This is a genomic window from Pedobacter sp. Leaf132 (genome assembly GCF_920984695.1).
GTDB lineage: Bacteria > Bacteroidota > Bacteroidia > Sphingobacteriales > Sphingobacteriaceae > Pedobacter.
Genome location: NZ_CAKLBO010000014.1, coordinates 30,896 through 48,666, shown reverse-complemented (window position 1 = coordinate 48,666; position 17,771 = coordinate 30,896). Strand labels below are relative to the sequence as shown.

Annotated in this window: 21 protein-coding genes; 12 read left to right on the top strand and 9 right to left on the bottom strand. The window is 34.9% G+C overall.

Annotated elements, in window-relative coordinates; all coding sequences use genetic code 11:
• Positions 1–340: 340 nt before the first annotated feature.
• A complete protein-coding gene (locus LUA86_RS18455; RefSeq protein ID WP_231465571.1) occupies positions 341–1,240 on the top strand; it encodes a WD40 repeat domain-containing protein in 900 nt (299 codons plus the stop codon).
• 1 nt (position 1,241) lies between these two features.
• Here LUA86_RS18455 and LUA86_RS18450 read toward each other — a convergent pair whose 3' ends face one another.
• Entirely contained in the window at positions 1,242–2,027 is a 786-nt protein-coding gene (locus LUA86_RS18450) for a C40 family peptidase (RefSeq protein ID WP_231465569.1), read from the bottom strand.
• Positions 2,028–2,137: 110 nt separating this feature from the next.
• Between LUA86_RS18450 and LUA86_RS18445 the strand changes: the two genes are divergently transcribed.
• The gene (locus LUA86_RS18445; RefSeq protein ID WP_231465567.1) at positions 2,138–2,590 is read left to right on the top strand and encodes a universal stress protein; all 453 of its coding nucleotides are present in this window, start codon (positions 2,138–2,140) and stop codon (positions 2,588–2,590) included.
• Positions 2,591–2,782: 192 nt separating this feature from the next.
• Here the strand turns inward: LUA86_RS18445 and LUA86_RS18440 are convergent, their stop codons facing one another.
• Complete coding sequence (locus LUA86_RS18440) at positions 2,783–3,133, bottom strand: 4Fe-4S dicluster domain-containing protein (RefSeq protein ID WP_231465566.1); 351 nt, start codon at positions 3,131–3,133, stop codon at positions 2,783–2,785.
• Between the two features lie 79 nt (positions 3,134–3,212).
• On the opposite strand from LUA86_RS18440, the gene LUA86_RS18435 reads away from it, so the two are divergent.
• The 6 genes from LUA86_RS18435 (at position 3,213) to dnaJ (ending at position 9,197) form a co-directional block, all read left to right on the top strand.
• Positions 3,213–4,226, top strand: a complete 1,014-nt coding sequence (locus LUA86_RS18435) for an acyl-CoA reductase (RefSeq protein WP_231465564.1) — start codon at positions 3,213–3,215, stop codon at positions 4,224–4,226.
• A 65-nt stretch (positions 4,227–4,291) separates the two neighbouring features.
• Positions 4,292–6,202, top strand: a complete 1,911-nt coding sequence (locus LUA86_RS18430; RefSeq protein ID WP_231465562.1) for a gliding motility-associated C-terminal domain-containing protein — start codon at positions 4,292–4,294, stop codon at positions 6,200–6,202.
• A gap of 52 nt (positions 6,203–6,254) precedes the next feature.
• Positions 6,255–6,458, top strand: a complete 204-nt coding sequence (locus LUA86_RS18425) for a fructose-6-phosphate aldolase (protein WP_231465560.1) — start codon at positions 6,255–6,257, stop codon at positions 6,456–6,458.
• Between the two features lies 1 nt (position 6,459).
• A complete protein-coding gene (locus tag LUA86_RS18420) occupies positions 6,460–7,143 on the top strand; it encodes a cell division ATP-binding protein FtsE (RefSeq protein ID WP_231465558.1) in 684 nt (227 codons plus the stop codon).
• Between the two features lie 216 nt (positions 7,144–7,359).
• Positions 7,360–7,941: a nucleotide exchange factor GrpE gene (locus LUA86_RS18415; RefSeq protein ID WP_231465556.1), complete on the top strand. Its 582-nt coding sequence runs from the start codon at positions 7,360–7,362 to the stop codon at positions 7,939–7,941.
• Between the two features lie 89 nt (positions 7,942–8,030).
• On the top strand, positions 8,031–9,197 hold the full coding sequence (gene dnaJ, locus LUA86_RS18410) for a molecular chaperone DnaJ (protein WP_231465554.1): 1,167 nt from the start codon (positions 8,031–8,033) through the stop codon (positions 9,195–9,197).
• A 69-nt stretch (positions 9,198–9,266) separates the two neighbouring features.
• On the opposite strand, the gene LUA86_RS18405 is transcribed toward dnaJ, so the two are convergent.
• The gene (locus LUA86_RS18405) at positions 9,267–10,118 is read right to left on the bottom strand and encodes a DUF6882 domain-containing protein (protein ID WP_231465552.1); all 852 of its coding nucleotides are present in this window, start codon (positions 10,116–10,118) and stop codon (positions 9,267–9,269) included.
• 332 nt (positions 10,119–10,450) lie between these two features.
• Between LUA86_RS18405 and LUA86_RS18400 the strand changes: the two genes are divergently transcribed.
• The 4 genes from LUA86_RS18400 (at position 10,451) to LUA86_RS18385 (ending at position 14,413) form a co-directional block, all read left to right on the top strand.
• Positions 10,451–11,350: an ABC transporter ATP-binding protein gene (locus tag LUA86_RS18400; RefSeq protein WP_231465551.1), complete on the top strand. Its 900-nt coding sequence runs from the start codon at positions 10,451–10,453 to the stop codon at positions 11,348–11,350.
• The gene (locus tag LUA86_RS18395) at positions 11,350–12,687 is read left to right on the top strand and encodes an ABC transporter permease (protein ID WP_370634397.1); all 1,338 of its coding nucleotides are present in this window, start codon (positions 11,350–11,352) and stop codon (positions 12,685–12,687) included. The genes LUA86_RS18400 and LUA86_RS18395 overlap by 1 nt, the downstream gene beginning before the upstream one ends.
• Positions 12,688–12,778: 91 nt before the next feature.
• On the top strand, positions 12,779–13,495 hold the full coding sequence (locus LUA86_RS18390; protein ID WP_231465547.1) for an SDR family NAD(P)-dependent oxidoreductase: 717 nt from the start codon (positions 12,779–12,781) through the stop codon (positions 13,493–13,495).
• A 3-nt stretch (positions 13,496–13,498) separates the two neighbouring features.
• Entirely contained in the window at positions 13,499–14,413 is a 915-nt protein-coding gene (locus LUA86_RS18385; RefSeq protein WP_231465545.1) for an exopolyphosphatase, read from the top strand.
• A gap of 1 nt (position 14,414) precedes the next feature.
• Here LUA86_RS18385 and LUA86_RS18380 read toward each other — a convergent pair whose 3' ends face one another.
• The 6 genes from LUA86_RS18380 to LUA86_RS18355 form a co-directional block, all read right to left on the bottom strand.
• Entirely contained in the window at positions 14,415–14,981 is a 567-nt protein-coding gene (locus LUA86_RS18380; RefSeq protein ID WP_231465543.1) for a nucleoside triphosphate pyrophosphatase, read from the bottom strand.
• A gap of 82 nt (positions 14,982–15,063) precedes the next feature.
• Complete coding sequence (locus tag LUA86_RS18375; RefSeq protein ID WP_231465541.1) at positions 15,064–15,450, bottom strand: hypothetical protein; 387 nt, start codon at positions 15,448–15,450, stop codon at positions 15,064–15,066.
• Between the two features lie 215 nt (positions 15,451–15,665).
• Positions 15,666–16,193, bottom strand: a complete 528-nt coding sequence (locus LUA86_RS18370) for an HAD family hydrolase (RefSeq protein ID WP_231465539.1) — start codon at positions 16,191–16,193, stop codon at positions 15,666–15,668.
• Positions 16,194–16,295: 102 nt separating this feature from the next.
• Positions 16,296–16,541: a Fe-S cluster assembly protein IscX gene (iscX, locus tag LUA86_RS18365; protein ID WP_231465537.1), complete on the bottom strand. Its 246-nt coding sequence runs from the start codon at positions 16,539–16,541 to the stop codon at positions 16,296–16,298.
• 92 nt (positions 16,542–16,633) lie between these two features.
• On the bottom strand, positions 16,634–16,966 hold the full coding sequence (locus LUA86_RS18360) for a 2Fe-2S iron-sulfur cluster-binding protein (RefSeq protein ID WP_231465535.1): 333 nt from the start codon (positions 16,964–16,966) through the stop codon (positions 16,634–16,636).
• A gap of 40 nt (positions 16,967–17,006) precedes the next feature.
• Positions 17,007–17,771 (bottom strand): Rossmann-like and DUF2520 domain-containing protein, encoded by a 765-nt coding sequence (locus LUA86_RS18355; protein WP_231465533.1) that lies wholly within the window; start codon positions 17,769–17,771, stop codon positions 17,007–17,009.

Sequence of the window (17,771 nt, the reverse complement as noted above, 5' to 3'; positions counted from 1 at the left end):
TTAAAAAACGGCGATAACTATCTAGATTTAGCCCTTATCGTACCCTCAATTTTCTTCAATTGGGTAACTTTATTTCATTTCATCAGAAACAACCTGAAATTTGAAAAGTGGCATTTAGTGCTGGGCTTTTTGAGCGTATTTTTCTCCTTAGCCTCAGCTTTGCTTACCTTTCAAATACTTTTTCAAACAAGCTTATCGAACGAAATTATCTACTTTGGAGTAACCAGGCTAATCTTCGACCTCTTAATAATTCTTCAGTTTGTACTTGCATTTAGAGCCAATAGGCTTGTACAATTAAACAAGTAGTCCTTTTGTTTGCTAAAATTTTGTTCAGAAACTGATGCTTAACCACTTAAAAACCCTTACCGGTCATCAAAATCCAGTTTATGCTTTAGCAAATGCAGGTGATGATAAAACATTTTTCAGTGCCGGGAATGATAAAGGCGTTGTAGAATGGTCGCTCGAAACCATGGCCTTTTTAAGGGTTAAATTGCCTGTGCAGAGTTCTGTTTATTATCTACATTATTACAATAACCAACTTTTTGTTGGAGAACGAAGTGGTGCATTTAGTGTTTACGATTATATTGCGGATAAGGTAATTGCAAGAATCAATGCTCATACCAAACCTATTTTCAATATTCAAACTGTAAAAAGTAAAAACGAATTAATAACCACCGGCGAAGATGGGACCGTAGCAGTGTGGTCGCTTGATGATTTTATTGAAATTTATCGCTTTCAGGCTGCTTATGATACCATACGGTCGATTGCCATTACTCCCGATGAAAGCGAAATTGCTTTTGGTTGTAAAGACCATTTAATAAAAATCTACAATCTTTCGGATTATAGCATAAAGCAAAATCTAGAAAGTCACACCTTACCTGTAACCTCTTTAGCTTATCATCCAGAAGGAAAATATTTGATTTCTGGAAGTAGGGATGCACAACTAAAAATCTGGAGTTTGCCTGATTACGAATTGATGCAAACCATTCCGGCGCATATGTTTACCGTTTATGATGTTGTTTTCCACCCAAGCCTTCCCTATTTTGCTACAAGCAGTCAGGATAAGAGCATAAAAATTTGGGATGCAGAAAACTTTAAGCTTTACAAAATTTTGAGTTTAGAAAAACTCGGAATTGGCCATACCCATTCCATTAATAAAATTTTATGGAGTAACGATGGAAAATATTTAATTTCTACAGGTGATGACAGACAAGTTATAATTTGGGAAATAGAGGGTTGAGTTACTCCACAAACCTTTTTATAATTCTTAATTTATGGCTGTAAACGCCTAATTCACGATTAAAAATCCCTTCGTTATCAATAGGATCAATTTTTACTTTTGCAGATGAATGGATAATTTCATTCGGACTCAGCATTATACCAACATGTGTTATTTTACCCTCGGCATTATCAAAGAAAGCTACATCCCCAGGTTTAACTTCAGATAAAAAACCCACCAATTCGCCTTGTTCTGCTTGTTGCGAGGCATCTCGGTTGAGCTTAATATTCAACATTTTAAAAACAGTTTGCACAAAACCCGAGCAATCTAAACCAAATAAATGCCTACCTCCCCATAAATAAGGAACATTTTGGAAAAACTTTGCAGTCGATTCAATATCATTTTTAAAATCCGATTTAGAGCTATCGTAAGGTTCAAAGTTCATCTTAAACTTTTCGGTGCCTGCAAAACAATATTCATCAGCTAAAAATGGCAAATTACTTGCCGGGCTTAGGTGGTATAAAGTGCCATCGGCAGCTGTTAAAACGTTATTAAAGCTTAATGGCGCAATAAACTGATTATCATACATTTTAGTAAATTGCTCTTGAGTTATAGCTGCCAATTGCCTAAAATCTATATAACCCTGATAACCATCGTAGCCGTTTTGTACAAGCCACCAACGTTCTTCTTTCTGGAGAATTTCTACATGCTCACCAAATAACAACTGCGAAACAATTTCCGCTTTATCAGATGGTTCAGCTCTTAATGGAGCCACTGCAATTCTGCAAATACCGTATTGATTTTCCATTTAATAATTTTCTTATTAGAAGCAGTAAAATTAACAAATTACATTGAGCCACTAACATTTTGCTATCAAAATTGTTATTTTTATAATGATAGAATTTAAATCTGCTCAACATGAATTTTAAAAAAATATTGATAGCTGTTGATAACAGCACTTGTTCTGAAAAAGCTGCGAAAGCAGGTTACGACATTGCAGAAAAGTTTGGTGCAGCTGTAGCATTGGTAAACATTATTGAACCGATTCCTGCTAATGTAAACCCCGATTTAACGTTAGCGCCGGTTTTTATGGAAACATACGATAACAGCGAAGAAAATAGTCATGTTTTGTTGAAGGAGATAGAATCAAAATATAGCAACGGAATTACTACTGAATATTTGAGTATTGTGGATACTGCAGCGCATGGAATTATCCAGCAATCTGATGAATGGGGTTCTGACTTAATTGTTATCGGAACCTACGGCAGAACAGGTTTGTATCATTTTTTAATGGGTAGCGTTGCAGAACACGTTGCCAGAAAATCGGCCTGTCCGGTTTTAATTATTCCAAATAAAAGCGATATAGATTAATTGGTTCATTGGTTCATTGGTTCATTGGTTCATTGGTTCATTGGTTAATGAAAAATCGCCATTCTATTATATTGTTCTAACTATTAAAATTAATAAAAAAAAGGTTCTAACTTTCATTAGAACCTTTTACCAATATATTTTTTATGATTTCTGAAACCAAAACTGTTAACAACTAACTGCCAACCGTTATAATTAGTTTTCCTGATGTAACCAGGCTTTTTTAGCTAACAATTCGTCTTCAGTTTCACGGATATCTTCATCATCTACACAACAATCTACCGGGCAAACCGCCGCACATTGTGGTTCGTCATGAAAACCTTTACACTCCGTACATTTATCAGAAACAATATAATAAACTTCATCCGAAACAGCATCTTGCGCTGCTCCAGCATCAATCTGTTGATTACCGAAATCTATTATACCATCTAAATTTGTACCGTCAGAAAAACGCCATGCAGTACCGGCATCGTAAATTGCATTGTTTGGGCATTCTGGTTCGCAAGCCCCACAATTTATGCACTCATCAGTTATTTTAATTGCCATGTCTTCGTCTAATTCTTTTGCTTAGTTTAACTTTGCAGCTGCAAATATAGCACATAATCCATTAATAATAATTCTAAATATGTCAGCATTAACTCAAGAAAAGGTAAAAATCGCATTAATAAAATTGGGTGAAAAGCTTGGTGAACCGGCAAAATATTTAGAAAGCGCCATGCATACTGCTGAAGCAAGCAATCCGTGGTTTACTGCGGATAACATTAATAAGTCTATCTTATCCTTTTCAAAAATGTTGCATAAAAGCGATGTTGAAGATTGGTTTACCACCGCAAAATTTACATCAAAGCCTAAAAAAGTAGGATTAATTTTAGCAGGAAATATTCCTTTAGTTGGATTGCATGATGTATTGGCCGTTTTAGCAACAGGCAACATTGCATTAATCAAATTATCATCTGCTGATGATAAATTAATTAGAGCAGTATTAAATTTATTAGTTGAGATTGAACCCGAGCTTAGAGTTAAAATTGAATATGTAGAAAGGCTTAAGGATTTTGATGCCGTAATTGCAACTGGAAGTAATAATTCATCGCGTTATTTCGATTATTATTTTAGCAAGGTGCCAAACATAATTAGAAAAAACCGAAATAGTGTTGCAATTTTAACCGGCGAAGAAACCGAAGAAGATATCGCTAATTTAGGTTTCGACATTTTTGATTATTTTGGTTTAGGCTGCAGAAATGTTTCTAAAATATATTTCCCTTCAGGATATGACATCGCAAAACTTTACCAAGGTATAGAACACTTTTTACCGGTAATTAATCACTTTAAATACCAGAACAATTACGATTACAATAAATCCATTTATTTGGTAAATGCAGCCAAGCATTTTGACAACGGTTTCTTACTTCTTAAAAAAGATGAAAACCTTTCATCGCCTTTGGCTGTTTTGTTTTACGAAGAATATAATAGTTTAGAAGAAGTTGAATCGAAATTGACCAAACAGGAAGAAAACATTCAATGTATAGTTACTAAAGCGAGTTTACATTTAAAACATTTCAATTTTGGAGAAAGCCAGCACCCAAAGCTTTGGGATTATGCTGATAATGTGAATACAATTGAGTTTCTTAATGCTATATAAACTTTACTTTGCATAGAATAGCCATTCAAATTTAATTAAGATATTGCGATACATTCGCCGGATTAATGTCAAAACGCCTTAAATCATTTATTTTTTTATTTTTAACACTAATATATTCCAACATATTTGCTCAAGAGGTTTGTAAAGGAGCATTGGGCGACCCTGTAATAAATATAAATTTTGGTTCTGGTTCAACTCAATTTGCCCCTCCTTTAAGCACCGCCAATACAAATTACAATTATCTTGCAGGTACCCCCAATGATGGGCAGTATACCATTGCAAAAAGTACAAATGGCATGTACAATAGTACAAGAGGGTGGCATCAAATACCAAACCATACACCTAACGACCCTAATGGATATATGATGATAGTCAATGCATCCAATAATCCGGGCATTTTCTATCAGGCTGTAATTCCAAATCTTTGTCCAAATACAACTTACGAGTTTTCGGCATGGATTATCAATGTTTTAAATTACGTTGAAAATAAACCAAATATCACTTTTACCATTGAAACTACAAGTGGTAATATTTTACATAAATACGAAACTAAGGATATACCGGAAAGCGCAACGCCCACCTGGATTCAATATGCAACCACTTTCAAAACGGAAAATCAAACTGATTTAGTTTTAAAAATAACAAATAATGGCCCGGGCGGCGGTGGTAATGATATTGCGCTTGATGATATTACTTTTAGAGCCTGCGGCCCTGTTATAAATACAATTATAAACAACGGAAAAAGCGATATATCTGTTTGCGAAGGAAGCATTACAACGTATAAATTAGGTGCAAACATTATAGAAAATTACAACAATCCTGCATTTGTTTGGCAAAAATATGATGGTGTAAATTGGCAGGATATTGCTAATGAAACAAACAGCGAATTAAATGTAAATTTAACCAATGCTGCAGTAGGCGTATATAAGTACCGCTTATTAATTGCAGAACAGGAAAATATTGGCTCGGTAAACTGCAGAACAGCATCACAACCGTTTACAATAACCGTAAACCCCAAACTTATTACTATTGCGGTTAATAGCGGCAAAGTATGTGCTGGGGGTACAGTTCAACTATCTGCTACAAACGGCGAATCTTTTTCATGGACGGGGCCAAACGGATTTACTTCCAACGAAAAAAGTCCGGTTTTAAGCAACGTTCAAGCAAACATGGCTGGCATCTACACGGTAACAGCCACAAAAGATGGCTGCACGGCATCCTCCTCAACAGAAGTTACCCTAGAGCCGCCAGTTGTTCCTATTAATGACAAATCAGTTTCAACATGCGAAGGCCAACCCATACAATTATTAGTAAATGGAGGCACAACTTACAAGTGGTTCCCAACCACCGGATTGTCTGACATCAATATTTCAAATCCTATCGCAACCTTAAAAGAAACAACCACATATACCATTACTGTATCAAACGGAACTTGCTCTGCAACCACAACTTTAACTGTTAATGTTTTAAAAAATGCGGTTGCCGATGCTGGGAACGACCTTTTTACGATAACGGGTAAAGGTGTAGTTTTAAATGGAAAAGTTAGTGGAGACAGCGTTAAATATTATTGGTTGCCGGCAACTTATTTGGATGATGCAACAAAGCTAAATCCAATTGCAACACCACCATCAGATATTACTTACACGCTTTTTGCAGAATCTACTTTAGGATGCCTCTCAAGTTCTGATGAGATGTCTGTTAAGGTCCAGCCTCAAATAAATATTCCAAATACTTTTTCACCCAATGGGGATGGTATTAACGATTTCTGGACGATTCCTGCACTTGATACCTTTCCAGATGCGAGAATAAAAATCACAAACAGATATGGAAATCTGGTGTACCAAAACAACGGACCATACAGTCCTTGGAATGGTAAATCGCAAGGGAAAGATTTGCCCACCGCAGCATATTATTACACCATTTACCTCAACGAAGATTTCCCAATATTCTCCGGTTGGGTGTTCATTGTTAGATAAAAACCAGTCGCATACTTTCGCTTATCGTTTTGAAATGCTATTTTTGAACACAATGTATATCCTAAAAGTTAAAGGCATCGCCAAAATACCTGATTACGTACAGCTTAGAGATGATAAGTTTACTTTGCTTGCTTATTTTAGGGTTGATAGACCTGATAAATCGCTCGATAAGTTAGGCTTAGGCGATAAATTGGACTACATTATGGAAATGGTAAAAGATTTACCTTTTGGGCAGATGGCTAAATTAGAAATATAAAATGGCAGGCAACGCAGTAATTCATTTAAATAATGTTGATGTTTTTCAACAGAAACACTTAGTATTATCAAACGTAAATTTACATATAGAAAAAGATGAATTCGTTTTCTTAATTGGGCAAACAGGTTCTGGAAAGAGCAGTTTACTTAAAATATTATATGGCGATTTACATATTGGTAATGGAAATGGCAACATTGCCGGCTTCGACCTTAAAAATTTAACCGAAAATCAAGTTCCGTTTTTGCGCCGAAAATTAGGTGTAGTTTTTCAGGATTTTCAGCTATTAACAGATAGAACAATAGAAAAAAACCTTGAATTTGTACTTAGAGCAACCGGTTGGAAAGACCAAAACTTAATTAACGAACGCATAAAAGATGTTCTGGATAAAGTTGGATTACGTTCTAAAATTAAAAAAATGCCTCACGAAATTTCGGGTGGAGAACAGCAAAGAATTGTTATTGCCCGTGCTTTACTTAACGACCCCGAAATTATTTTAGCCGATGAACCAACCGGAAACTTAGACCCGGAAACATCTGAAGAAATTGTGACCCTTTTGAAGCAAATTAGCCAAAATGGTACAGCAGTTTTAATGGCAACCCACGATTATCACATCATCAGAACTTTTCCATCGAGAATTATCAAATGCGAAAATGGAGTTGTGCATGAAGATGCTCAAATAGCTTAAATTAATTTTAGATTTAAGATTTAAGTCCAATTTTTAGAAAAAATATGATTTAGATTTAAGATTCTATATATCTAAAATCTTTAATCAAACTCGGCAATCCCTTGTCAGTCAATCAGCCAATCTGGTCAGATAAATGCAAATAAATCTGTCAGCTTGGCTGATTTGTGTTAATGGCAAAATAGTTGTGTACTTACCCAAAAAATTCAGCCTCAAATTATGTTTAATAAGAAGAAAAATAACGATACAGAAGAAAATATAATGAATACTGAAAATACATCAGAAAACGCTACACCAGAAAATGTAGAGAATGCTGATGCACAAGAAAAAACAGAAAAGGTTGAAGAACAAAGTATTGAAGAAAAACTTCAGGCTGAAGTTCAACAACTTAATGATAAATACTTGCGCTTGTATGCAGAGTTTGATAACTATAAACGCCGTACCCAAAAAGAACGTGTAGAGTTATTGCAAACAGCTGGTAAAGATGTAATTGTTTCGCTATTACCCGTTCTTGATGACTTTGACCGTGCTTTAAAGGCCATGGAAACTGCAACCGAGGTTGCACCTGTTAAAGAAGGTATATTATTGGTTAGCAGTAAGTTAAAAAATACTTTAGCGCAAAAAGGTCTTAAAGATGTAGAAAGCATCAATAATGATTTTAACACTGATTTCCACGAAGCGATTACGAATATTCCTGCACCAACAGAAGAATTAAAAGGAAAAGTGATTGACGAGGTAGAAAAGGGATATACTTTGAACGATTCGGTTATCCGTTTTGCAAAAGTTGTAGTTGGAGCGTAATTAATTTTGAATGATAGAATTTTGGATGAAAGAATATTATAAACATTCCATCATCCATTCATTTAAGCATTCAATCATTAAAAAAGAAAATGAGTAAAAGAGACTATTATGATGTACTTGGCGTAACCAAAAGCGCATCAGCAGATGAGATAAAAAAAGCTTATCGTAAAATGGCAATTAAATATCATCCGGATAAAAATCCCGGAGATAAAGCTGCCGAAGATATGTTTAAAGAGGCTGCTGAAGCTTATGAAGTATTAAGCAGTGCTGAGAAAAAGCAGCGTTACGATCAATTCGGACATGCTGGCGTAGGCAGTAGCGCTTCGGGTGGTTACGGCGGTGGCAACATGAATATGGACGACATATTCAGCCAGTTTGGCGATATATTTGGAGGTCATAACCCTTTCGAAAGCTTTTTTGGAGGCGGCGGAGGTGGTGGCCAGCAACGTGGCGGCCGTAGAGTTGCAAAAGGCTCAAATCTTCGTATTAAAGTAAAGCTTACTTTAGAAGAAATTGCACACGGAGCTGAGAAAAAAATTAAGGTTAACAAGTTAATTTCTTGTAAAACCTGCGATGGTACCGGCGCCAAAGATAAATCATCAGTAAATACTTGCGGAACTTGTGGCGGTAGCGGACAAGTTCGTAGAGTAACCAATACCATTTTAGGTCAGATGCAAACTGCATCTACCTGCCCTACTTGTAATGGCAGCGGACAACAAATTACTGCAAAATGTAATGTTTGCCATGGTGATGGTGTTGTACGTGGTGAAGAAACCATTACCATAAACATTCCTGCTGGTGTAAGCGAAGGCATGCAATTAAGCATGAGTGGTAAAGGTAATGCAGCTCCCAATGGTGGCGTACCAGGCGATTTAATTATTTTAATCGAAGAAACACAACACGAAACCTTAAAACGCGAAGGCAATAATATTGTTTATGATTTGCATTTAAGCTTTGTTGATGCCGCACTAGGTATGAGCATAGAAGTGCCAACCATTGATGGTAAAGCGAAGATTAAAATTGAACCAGGCACACAAAGTGGAAAATTATTACGCCTTAAAGGCAAGGGTTTACCAGAAGTAAATTCCTATCACAGAGGTGATGAGATTATCCATATAAATGTTTGGACACCTAAGGCATTAAGCAGCGAAGAACGCAGCATGTTAGAAAAGCTAAGAGATTCTGCTAACTTTAAACCACAACCTGGTAAAAATGAAAAAAGTTTCTTCGATAGAATGAAAGAATATTTTGAATAAAATAAATATAATAGCAAAGCCGATACTTTTAATAAGTATCGGCTTTTTTTATGGTCAAATATCTGCGATTTAAGCTTTAATTTCTATTCGTGAATTTTTGTTATCAAATTCAGCCGAAACAACTTTTTCAAGTTTTGTACCTATTATCTTATTTTTTTCTTCAACAACGTCGTAGCCTTTTTCTTTTAAATAAAATTTAAAAGCACGAATTTGGTCAATCTCAAAATCAGCTATAAATTGATTAAATACAGTTAATATTCTACCAAGTTCGTCATCATCAAATTTATTAATTTCATCGTTTTGAATGGTAAAAACCATTGCTCCGGCACCATAATCGGCTATATAGTAACCAGTAGTTTTAAAAAGGCCCGAAGCTGTTAACCCAATTAAATGCATATCAATATTTGTGGCTTCAAAACTATCAAGTTTTAAAAATTCTATGTCATTTTCTTCACCATAGGCTTTTAATTCATTTGCATGAAGTAAAGATTTTTCATCATGCCCTACTGCAGTATTTGCCCAGGCCCACAACCAGGTATTAGTTGTACGAGAATATGAACCCAAAATTTTAAATGAAAATTCAATCTCGTTACCAAAATTAATTTTCTCATTAACCATATCTAAACTCCAGGCATTATCGCCAATGACTTTAGCAATATTTATCTGCTTATCAAAAGCAATAGTGCCAAACCTTTCGATTAAATCCTGCTCTGATTTATGAAATTTAGTATATTTCATGGAAACTACTTTTGCTTCATAAGGTTTATCATCTTTCCGCTGGAAAAATTTCTTGAGTAAATCTGTTCTATCAGAAATTAAATGCGTAACCAAAGAGCCTGAGCTAGTTCTAAATTTAACTACGTTGCTACGGCTAATTTTTTCTTTACTAGCATCATTTAGATTATTTAACTGATGTAACATACTATTTGGTTAGAATTATAATGATAAAAATTTTTAATCGCTTTGCGAAAGCATCGAAAATAAAATATATCAAATCATATAAAAAGCAGACTGCTTAATTAAATGAAAAGAATGAGGATCTTCATCTATAAAACACTGAATTTTAGTAATTTATAACGAAAAACTATTTACTTTATTACACGAAAATAAAAAATCAAAAAATTTCTAATTATAACATCATGGTTTTTCGCCTAAAGTTTTCAGATATTTAATGGTAACAATGGCGTTAAGTGTTAAGAAATTTGTAACGTTTAATCAATTTTACCGACTAATAATCAAAAACATTAACCGTAATGCTTGACGTAAAAAATATTGTTAAAAAATATTCCAACCACATAGCGCTAGATGATGTAAGTCTGAATGTTGAGCAAGGAAAAATCTTTGGTTTACTTGGGCCAAATGGAGCTGGCAAAACATCGTTAATTAGAATTATAACTCAAATTACAGCGCCCGATAGTGGCGAAGTAATTTTTAATGGCAAAAAACTAAATTCTAACCACATTAATCAAATTGGTTACCTGCCCGAAGAACGCGGCTTGTACAAAAAAATGGAGATTGGCGAACAAGTGCTCTATTTATCCAAACTAAAAGGTTTATCAACTGCTGAAGCAACCAAACGCATTAAATTTTGGTTCGAAAAATTAGATATGGGTAGCTGGTGGAATAAGAAGGTTGAAGATTTAAGCAAAGGTATGCAACAGAAAGTTCAGTTTGTAGCAACCATTTTGCATAACCCGGAACTTATTATTCTGGACGAACCATTTTCGGGTTTCGACCCTGTTAATGCTGATTTAATAAAGAACGAGATATTAGAATTAAACGCAAAAGGAACAACCTTTATATTTTCTACACACCGAATGGAAAGCGTGGAAGAATTATGCGATAATATTGCCCTGATACATAAATCGAAAAAAATACTAGATGGTAGTGTAGACGAAATAAAAGCATCGTACAGAAACAATACTTACACCATTGAATTTGTTGGCAATGAGAATTTTGATAATAATGAAATATTCGAAATTGAAGAAAGAAGCGAATTTAAAAACGTTTCCAGATTGAAATTTAAATTAAAGAGCAATTACACTGCTAATGATGTTTTAAGGTTTATGCTTCCGAAGGTAGATATAACCCACTTAGAGGAAGTTGTGCCCAGCATGAATGATATTTTTATTGAACGTGTAAAAACTAAATGATGAACAAAACTTTACTCATTATACAACGGGAATATCTATCGAGGGTTAAAAAGAAATCATTTATTATAATGACTTTTTTAACACCCTTAATCATTGCGGGCTTTTATGGCCTGATTATTTATTTTTCTATCAAAGGTATTAATGATAAAACTGATAAAATCGCTGTTATCAATCAAAATAAAACCTTAACAGAACAACTCGCCTCCAATAAAAACGTAACGTACGAATATGTAAATCAACCTTTTGATAAGTTAAAGGCAAACTTGAACAAAAGTGGCTATGATTATATTTTACTCCTGCCCGATTTTGATATAAATGCACCCAAAGGCATAGAACTTGTTGGAAAAAAACAGGCAGGTTTAACACTTGATGGTCGAATATCAGACTCAATTGAAGATTTAATTCGGGATTATAAATTAAAACGTTCCGGAATATCGCAGAAAGATTTAGATAATCTGAAGAGCAATATCAATATCAACACAAAAAAAATTAGTGATAAAGGTGAAGAGGAAAGCAGCAGTGCAGGCGCCAGTACAATAATCGCATTTGTAGCAGGCGTACTGATGTTCATGTTTATTATGCTCTACGGCGTACAGGTTATGCGTGGCGTTATCGAAGAAAAAACCAGCCGAATTATTGAGGTTATGATTTCTTCAGTTAAACCATTTCAGCTAATGCTGGGTAAAATTATTGGAATAGCCATGGTTGGCTTAACTCAATTTTTACTTTGGATAATATTAACCTTTTCTATTTCGGCCGTGGCCGTAGGTATTTTTGTAAATAAAGAAGATGCTAAAAAAATAGTGGCCAATAGCCAGGTTGGACCGGTCAATCCGTCTGCACAACAAATACAAAAAGCTGCGCTAAGTGATGGCCCGATTGGAAATATCCAACAAAGTATTCAAAATTTAGAGCTTGGTAAAATAATAAGCATCTTCATCTTTTACTTTTTAGGTGGATACCTTTTTTACAGTGCGCTTTATGCCGCAATTGGTTCGGCTGTAGACAGTGAAACAGAAACACAACAGTTTATGATGCCGGTAATGATGCCGCTACTGCTTGGCTACGCATTATCATTAAGTGTAGTAACTAACGACCCATACGGAAATATAGCTTTTTGGTTATCGATGATTCCCTTTACCTCTCCTATTGCGATGGCTGTACGCCTACCCTATGGCGTGCCTGCCTGGGAATTAGGTTTATCAATGGGTATTTTAATAGTTGGATTTATAGGAACGGTTTGGTTTGCCGCAAGAATTTACCGCGTTGGTATTTTAATGTATGGCAAAAAACCTAGCTTGAAAGAAGTTTTTAAATGGTTTTGGTACAAAAATTAATGTAGAGATATATTCAAGCTATATCGATTTAAACATACAAAGAATACTCTAATTTCATTTTAACTTTACGGCAGCTAAAAACTATTTTTTTGTGAAGAAAGTTATCATTATTGGTGCTACATCTGGTATTGGAGAACAATTAGCCAGACAAATGGCAGCATTAAATTATCAGGTTGGAATTACGGGCAAAAGGCAGTTATTGTTAAACGAGATAGAGCGTAGTAATCCTGAAAAAATCTGCACATCGTGTTTTGATGTTAACGACGATGAAAATCTTATTGATAACTTAAATGAGTTGGTTGAAAGATTGGGTGGCTTGGATATATTTATCTACAGTGCAGGTATCGGCGATGTAAATGAAGAACTAAACAATGTTATAGAGCAAAATACCATTCGTACAAATGTAATGTCGTTTACAAATGTTATCAATTGGGCCTTTTATTATATTTCTAATCAGCAACATGGACAAATTGCAGCAATTACATCAATAGCAGGTTTAAGGGGCAATAACATTGCACCAGCTTATAATGCATCCAAATCTTACCAGATAAACTACATGGAAGCGCTTTACCGTAAGGCTTATCAAATGAAGTTACCCATAAATATTTTGGATGTGAGGCCTGGCTATGTTGATACCGCAATGGCAAAGGGCGACAAATTATTTTGGGTAACACCCGTAGCAAAAGCAGCCAGACAAATTATAAAAGGTATTGAACAGAAAAAAAGCGTAATTTACGTAAGCAGTAGATGGCGTTTGTTTGCATGGCTATTTAAAGCTACTCCGAGAAATATATGTAAAAAATTATAAAACATGCGTTTTGCGGTAATAGATATAGGTACAAATACATTTCATTTAATAATTGCAGAATTTGTATATGAGAAATTTGAGTTAATTTATAAAACCAATGTTGCTGTAAAACTTGGAGAAGGAAAAATAAATCAAAATTTAATTATTCCTCTTGCATTTGATAGAGGCATTAATGCTTTAAAGGGATTCCGCAAAACGATAGATGAATTTAATGTTGATAGATTAAGAGCAACTGCAACATCTGCTGTAAGAAGTGCAAAAAATGGCCAAGATTTTGTAAACGCTGCAAAAAATGAAGCTTTAATAGAAATTGAAACCATAACAGGCGAAGAAGAAGCTGAACTGATTTACAAGTCCGTTAAACTTAGCGGAGCGATAAAAGATTTATCGTTAATAATGGATATTGGCGGCGGAAGCGTAGAATTTATTCTCTGCGATACACAATCATTAATTTGGAAAAAGAGTTACAACATTGGTGCAGCCCGCTTGCTTCAGCAATTTTTTAAATCAGACCCAATTTCTGATGATGATAAAAATGCTATCCTTTTCCACATACAAACCCAATTACAAGATTTATTTGAGGTTTGCGAAAAGCATCAGCCACAAATTTTAATTGGTTCTGCGGGTGCATTTGAAACATTTGCAGAGCTTATCATCATAAAAAATAACCAAAATATATCAATCGAAAACATTAAAACGTACGATATTAATTATGATGACTACATAGAAACCACTTTGAGGCTACTAAACAGTACTCATCAGCAAAGAACAGAATTGCCGGGCCTTATTCCTTTAAGGGTAGATATGATTGTAATTGCGTCCCTGTTAACGAATTACGTATTAGGCCGAACAAAAATTAATCAGCTAAAATTATCTACTTATGATTTGAAAATGGGTGTTCTTGCATCAATGATTTAATCTATAAAGTAAATTTCAGCAATGCGCCATACAATTTTTCGGTAGGTAAGCCCATCACATTAGTGTATGAGCCATTCATGCGCTTTACAACTGCCAAACCCCACCAATCTTGCACGCCATAACTACCAGCCTTATCGTAAGGTTTAAAATTATCAATGTAAAAATCTATTTCTTCACTACTTACCACTCTACATTCAACTTCGGTTTTATCATAAAATGATGAAATTTTATCGCCTTTTACGATGGTAACACCTGTGTAAACCTCGTGTTTGTTTCCTGATAATTTAGCAAGCATTTCCTGTGCATGTTCTCTGTTTTTTGGTTTACCCAAAATCTCGCCATTTAAAGCCACAATTGTATCAGCTGTTATCACAATTTCATGCTCAAACTTAAAGGCTTTAGCTTTTTTTTCAGATATGTAAACAGCAATTTCATCAGGTTTTAAATTTTCAGGATAGCTTTCATCTACATCTTTTAACTCTACTTTAAAATTTAAGCCCATAAGCTTTAAAAGTTCTTGCCGGCGTGGCGATTTTGAGGCGAGTACAATTGATAAATCCTGAAGCATTATAAATATCTAATTTGAATGAGGCAAAAATAAGAAAAGCGACCTAAAGCCGCTTTCTTATTCAAATTTTTTACTAAAAAAATTATTGTCCGCCACCTTGCATACGGGCTTCCATTGCTTTTTTGCGTTCATCTAACCAAGCTTTAAAAGCAGGTTTTTGTTCTGCCGTTAAAACACCATCAATTTTGGTGTTGGTTTCTTCATTCATTTTCGTCATTTTCTCTCTCATACCCGACATGTCGCCAGCTGCTGCTTCTCTAGCTTTTGCCATTTCTGCACCTTGAGCGGTGTAAATTGCCAAAACTTTAGTTTTTTGCTCGTCGCTAAGTTTTAATTTTTCAGCTAACATATCCGTACTTCTTTTAGCACGCTCTTCAGGTGTACCACCCATACGTCCGCCACCTTGCTGAGCATTTGCATAAGTTATTACTGAAAATAACAAAGCACAAATCATCATTAATTTTTTCATCTTATTTGTTTTTAGTTGAATTTAGACTTATTGGAGTTCTGCAATTAGTAAAGGTTTAACCCGATGTTGTAACTTAGTTATTACGATTAAAAGCGCAGTATATTTATTTGCTTAAAACACAAATTTTGAACAAGTAAAAATTGGGTTTCAAAACATTAAAAAACAATGCTAGTGAATTCAGCTTAGCTTGAGGATTGATTAATTTTGAAAATGGGCTATTTCCCAGAATCTACGGCCAGCGGATTTTCATCATACCATTTGCCTTGTACTTTCATTACTTTTTCGATAATGTCGCGTACGGCAGTTTTGCCACCATTATATGGCGATATAAATGTTGAAATGGCTTTTATTTCTTCTACAGCATCTGCAGGGCAAGTTGGTAAACCTACCAATTTCATAACCTTCAAATCCGGAATATCATCGCCCATGTATAAAACATCTAAGGCGTTAATTTGATTTTCCTTTAGGTAATTATTAAAAATTTCTACTTTATCGCCGGCGGCTAAAAAAACATCCTTAATACCGAGATTAAAGAAACGTTTAGCCATTGCAATACCGTCTCCGCCAGAAATTATACAAACATTATAACCCTTTTTTACAGCTAACTGCATTGCATAACCATCCTTAATGTTAAAAGTTCTAAGCGATTGTCCGTTATCTGTTACCTGAACAGAACCATCAGTTAAAACACCATCAACATCAAAAATGAATGTGGTAATTTCTTTTAGCTTTTGAAGAAACATCTTGCTGTAGGTTGAAAAGTTAAGAGGTAAAAGTTGAGAAGCTAAGCTTCGTATTTTAGATTTCCTAAACTTATAATAGGCAACACGAAGCACAAAACAAAACTAATCTTGGTTATCTCTCCACTCGTAAACCCAGGCAGATTGTATTTGCTCTAAATGACCTTCATTACTTTCTTCGCGGGTACCTTTAAAGTTTGGTAATGATAAAACCCATTCTAATAACTCGGTAAAGCGAATGCGGTAAATTTTTGTTTCCCCAAATTCGTCACCAAATTTTTCATACAAAGACATTGCAATATCTTCATAATCGTTCCAGTAAAATGGTAATGCAAATTTATCGTTATTCATGTTATGTTAGATTGTAAAGTTAAATGTTTTAATTGCCGAAAGGTGTGAACATGTTTACTTCTATACACTTCGGACTAAATACTCCAGACTGACTAATGGCCCATAAAACCAGATTGATCTGGAATGGTAACCTCGATATCACCATTAATTATAATGCATTGACAACCCAGACGAGAAGTAATTCGCGGGCGAACAGCTCTATCGATAAAATCTTCTTCCTTATCAGAAATTTCTTCGATATTATCCATACCCTTGGTTACATAAACATGGCATGTGCTGCAACCACAAACACCGCCACAGTTGTGTTGTAAATCAATACCATTATCAAGGCAAACGTCTAAAACAGATTCACCGGCTGCAATTGGTAATTCTACCGATTCGTGATCTGCTTCTTCAAAATTTATTTTTAGTTTAAAAATGCTCATAATTGTGTTGCAAAAGTAATAAGCAAAAGCCGCAATTGTGCTATTTATGTGTTATTTTAATGCTGTTGCTTAAAGTTTGATAAATATCCTGCAATGCAGGCAGGCTACTTAACATGTTTAAATGCTCGTTTATAGTGTTTTGATCATTACGAACAGCCGGTCCGGTTTGAACATCAACTGGCATATTCGTCATCACTTTATCTGCTGTTTCAGCAATTAGTGGTCTTATAATATCAAACTCAAGATTGTTAATATTTAAAATCTGGGCAGCCAGGGCATATAAATGATTTGGAAAATTGCAGGCAAAAACCGCAGTTAAATGTAAAACCTTGCGCTTCGCTCCATCTAACATATAAACGCTGTTTGTTAGTTTATTTGCTAAATGTTCTAATTGAGATAAATTATCTTTTGAATCTGCCTCAATACAGAGTGGAATATTTTCAAAAGAAATAGATTTACCCTTAGAAAAAGTTTGTAAAGGATAAAAAACGCCGCATTTTAGGCCATGCCTCGACAAAACATTAATATCTGTAGTGCCCGATGTATGTGCCACCAAGCCATTAACACCTGAAAGTTTAGCTGCAACTTCATCAATTGCATCATCTTTTACCGAGATAATATATAAATCAGCTGTGCTTACTAAATCTGCGTAGCTCGAAATCGCTTCTGCATCTACCTCATTAGCAAGGTGTTGAGCATTATTTAAATTCTGACTGTAAACCTGAACAATATTTTCGCCTTTGGCTACCAATGCCTTGGCTAAATGTGTGGCAACATTTCCAGAACCTAATAATACGATATCCAT

Coding starts and splice junctions, on each gene's coding strand:
- LUA86_RS18405 (WP_231465552.1), bottom strand. CDS start 10,118: ATGTTACATCAGTTAAATAATCTAAATGATGCTAGTAAAGAAAAAATT.
- LUA86_RS18370 (WP_231465539.1), bottom strand. CDS start 16,193: ATGTTTCTTCAAAAGCTAAAAGAAATTACCACATTCATTTTTGATGTT.
- LUA86_RS18375 (WP_231465541.1), bottom strand. CDS start 15,450: ATGAAAAAATTAATGATGATTTGTGCTTTGTTATTTTCAGTAATAACT.
- LUA86_RS18400 (WP_231465551.1), top strand. CDS start 10,451: ATGCTTGACGTAAAAAATATTGTTAAAAAATATTCCAACCACATAGCG.
- LUA86_RS18355 (WP_231465533.1), bottom strand. CDS start 17,771: ATGGATATCGTATTATTAGGTTCTGGAAATGTTGCCACACATTTAGCC.
- LUA86_RS18440 (WP_231465566.1), bottom strand. CDS start 3,133: ATGGCAATTAAAATAACTGATGAGTGCATAAATTGTGGGGCTTGCGAA.
- LUA86_RS18395 (WP_370634397.1), top strand. CDS start 11,350: ATGAACAAAACTTTACTCATTATACAACGGGAATATCTATCGAGGGTT.
- LUA86_RS18380 (WP_231465543.1), bottom strand. CDS start 14,981: ATGCTTCAGGATTTATCAATTGTACTCGCCTCAAAATCGCCACGCCGG.
- LUA86_RS18425 (WP_231465560.1), top strand. CDS start 6,255: ATGTATATCCTAAAAGTTAAAGGCATCGCCAAAATACCTGATTACGTA.
- LUA86_RS18360 (WP_231465535.1), bottom strand. CDS start 16,966: ATGAGCATTTTTAAACTAAAAATAAATTTTGAAGAAGCAGATCACGAA.
- iscX (WP_231465537.1), bottom strand. CDS start 16,541: ATGAATAACGATAAATTTGCATTACCATTTTACTGGAACGATTATGAA.
- LUA86_RS18420 (WP_231465558.1), top strand. CDS start 6,460: ATGGCAGGCAACGCAGTAATTCATTTAAATAATGTTGATGTTTTTCAA.
- LUA86_RS18385 (WP_231465545.1), top strand. CDS start 13,499: ATGCGTTTTGCGGTAATAGATATAGGTACAAATACATTTCATTTAATA.
- LUA86_RS18415 (WP_231465556.1), top strand. CDS start 7,360: ATGTTTAATAAGAAGAAAAATAACGATACAGAAGAAAATATAATGAAT.
- LUA86_RS18455 (WP_231465571.1), top strand. CDS start 341: ATGCTTAACCACTTAAAAACCCTTACCGGTCATCAAAATCCAGTTTAT.
- LUA86_RS18430 (WP_231465562.1), top strand. CDS start 4,292: ATGTCAAAACGCCTTAAATCATTTATTTTTTTATTTTTAACACTAATA.
- LUA86_RS18445 (WP_231465567.1), top strand. CDS start 2,138: ATGAATTTTAAAAAAATATTGATAGCTGTTGATAACAGCACTTGTTCT.
- LUA86_RS18435 (WP_231465564.1), top strand. CDS start 3,213: ATGTCAGCATTAACTCAAGAAAAGGTAAAAATCGCATTAATAAAATTG.
- dnaJ (WP_231465554.1), top strand. CDS start 8,031: ATGAGTAAAAGAGACTATTATGATGTACTTGGCGTAACCAAAAGCGCA.
- LUA86_RS18450 (WP_231465569.1), bottom strand. CDS start 2,027: ATGGAAAATCAATACGGTATTTGCAGAATTGCAGTGGCTCCATTAAGA.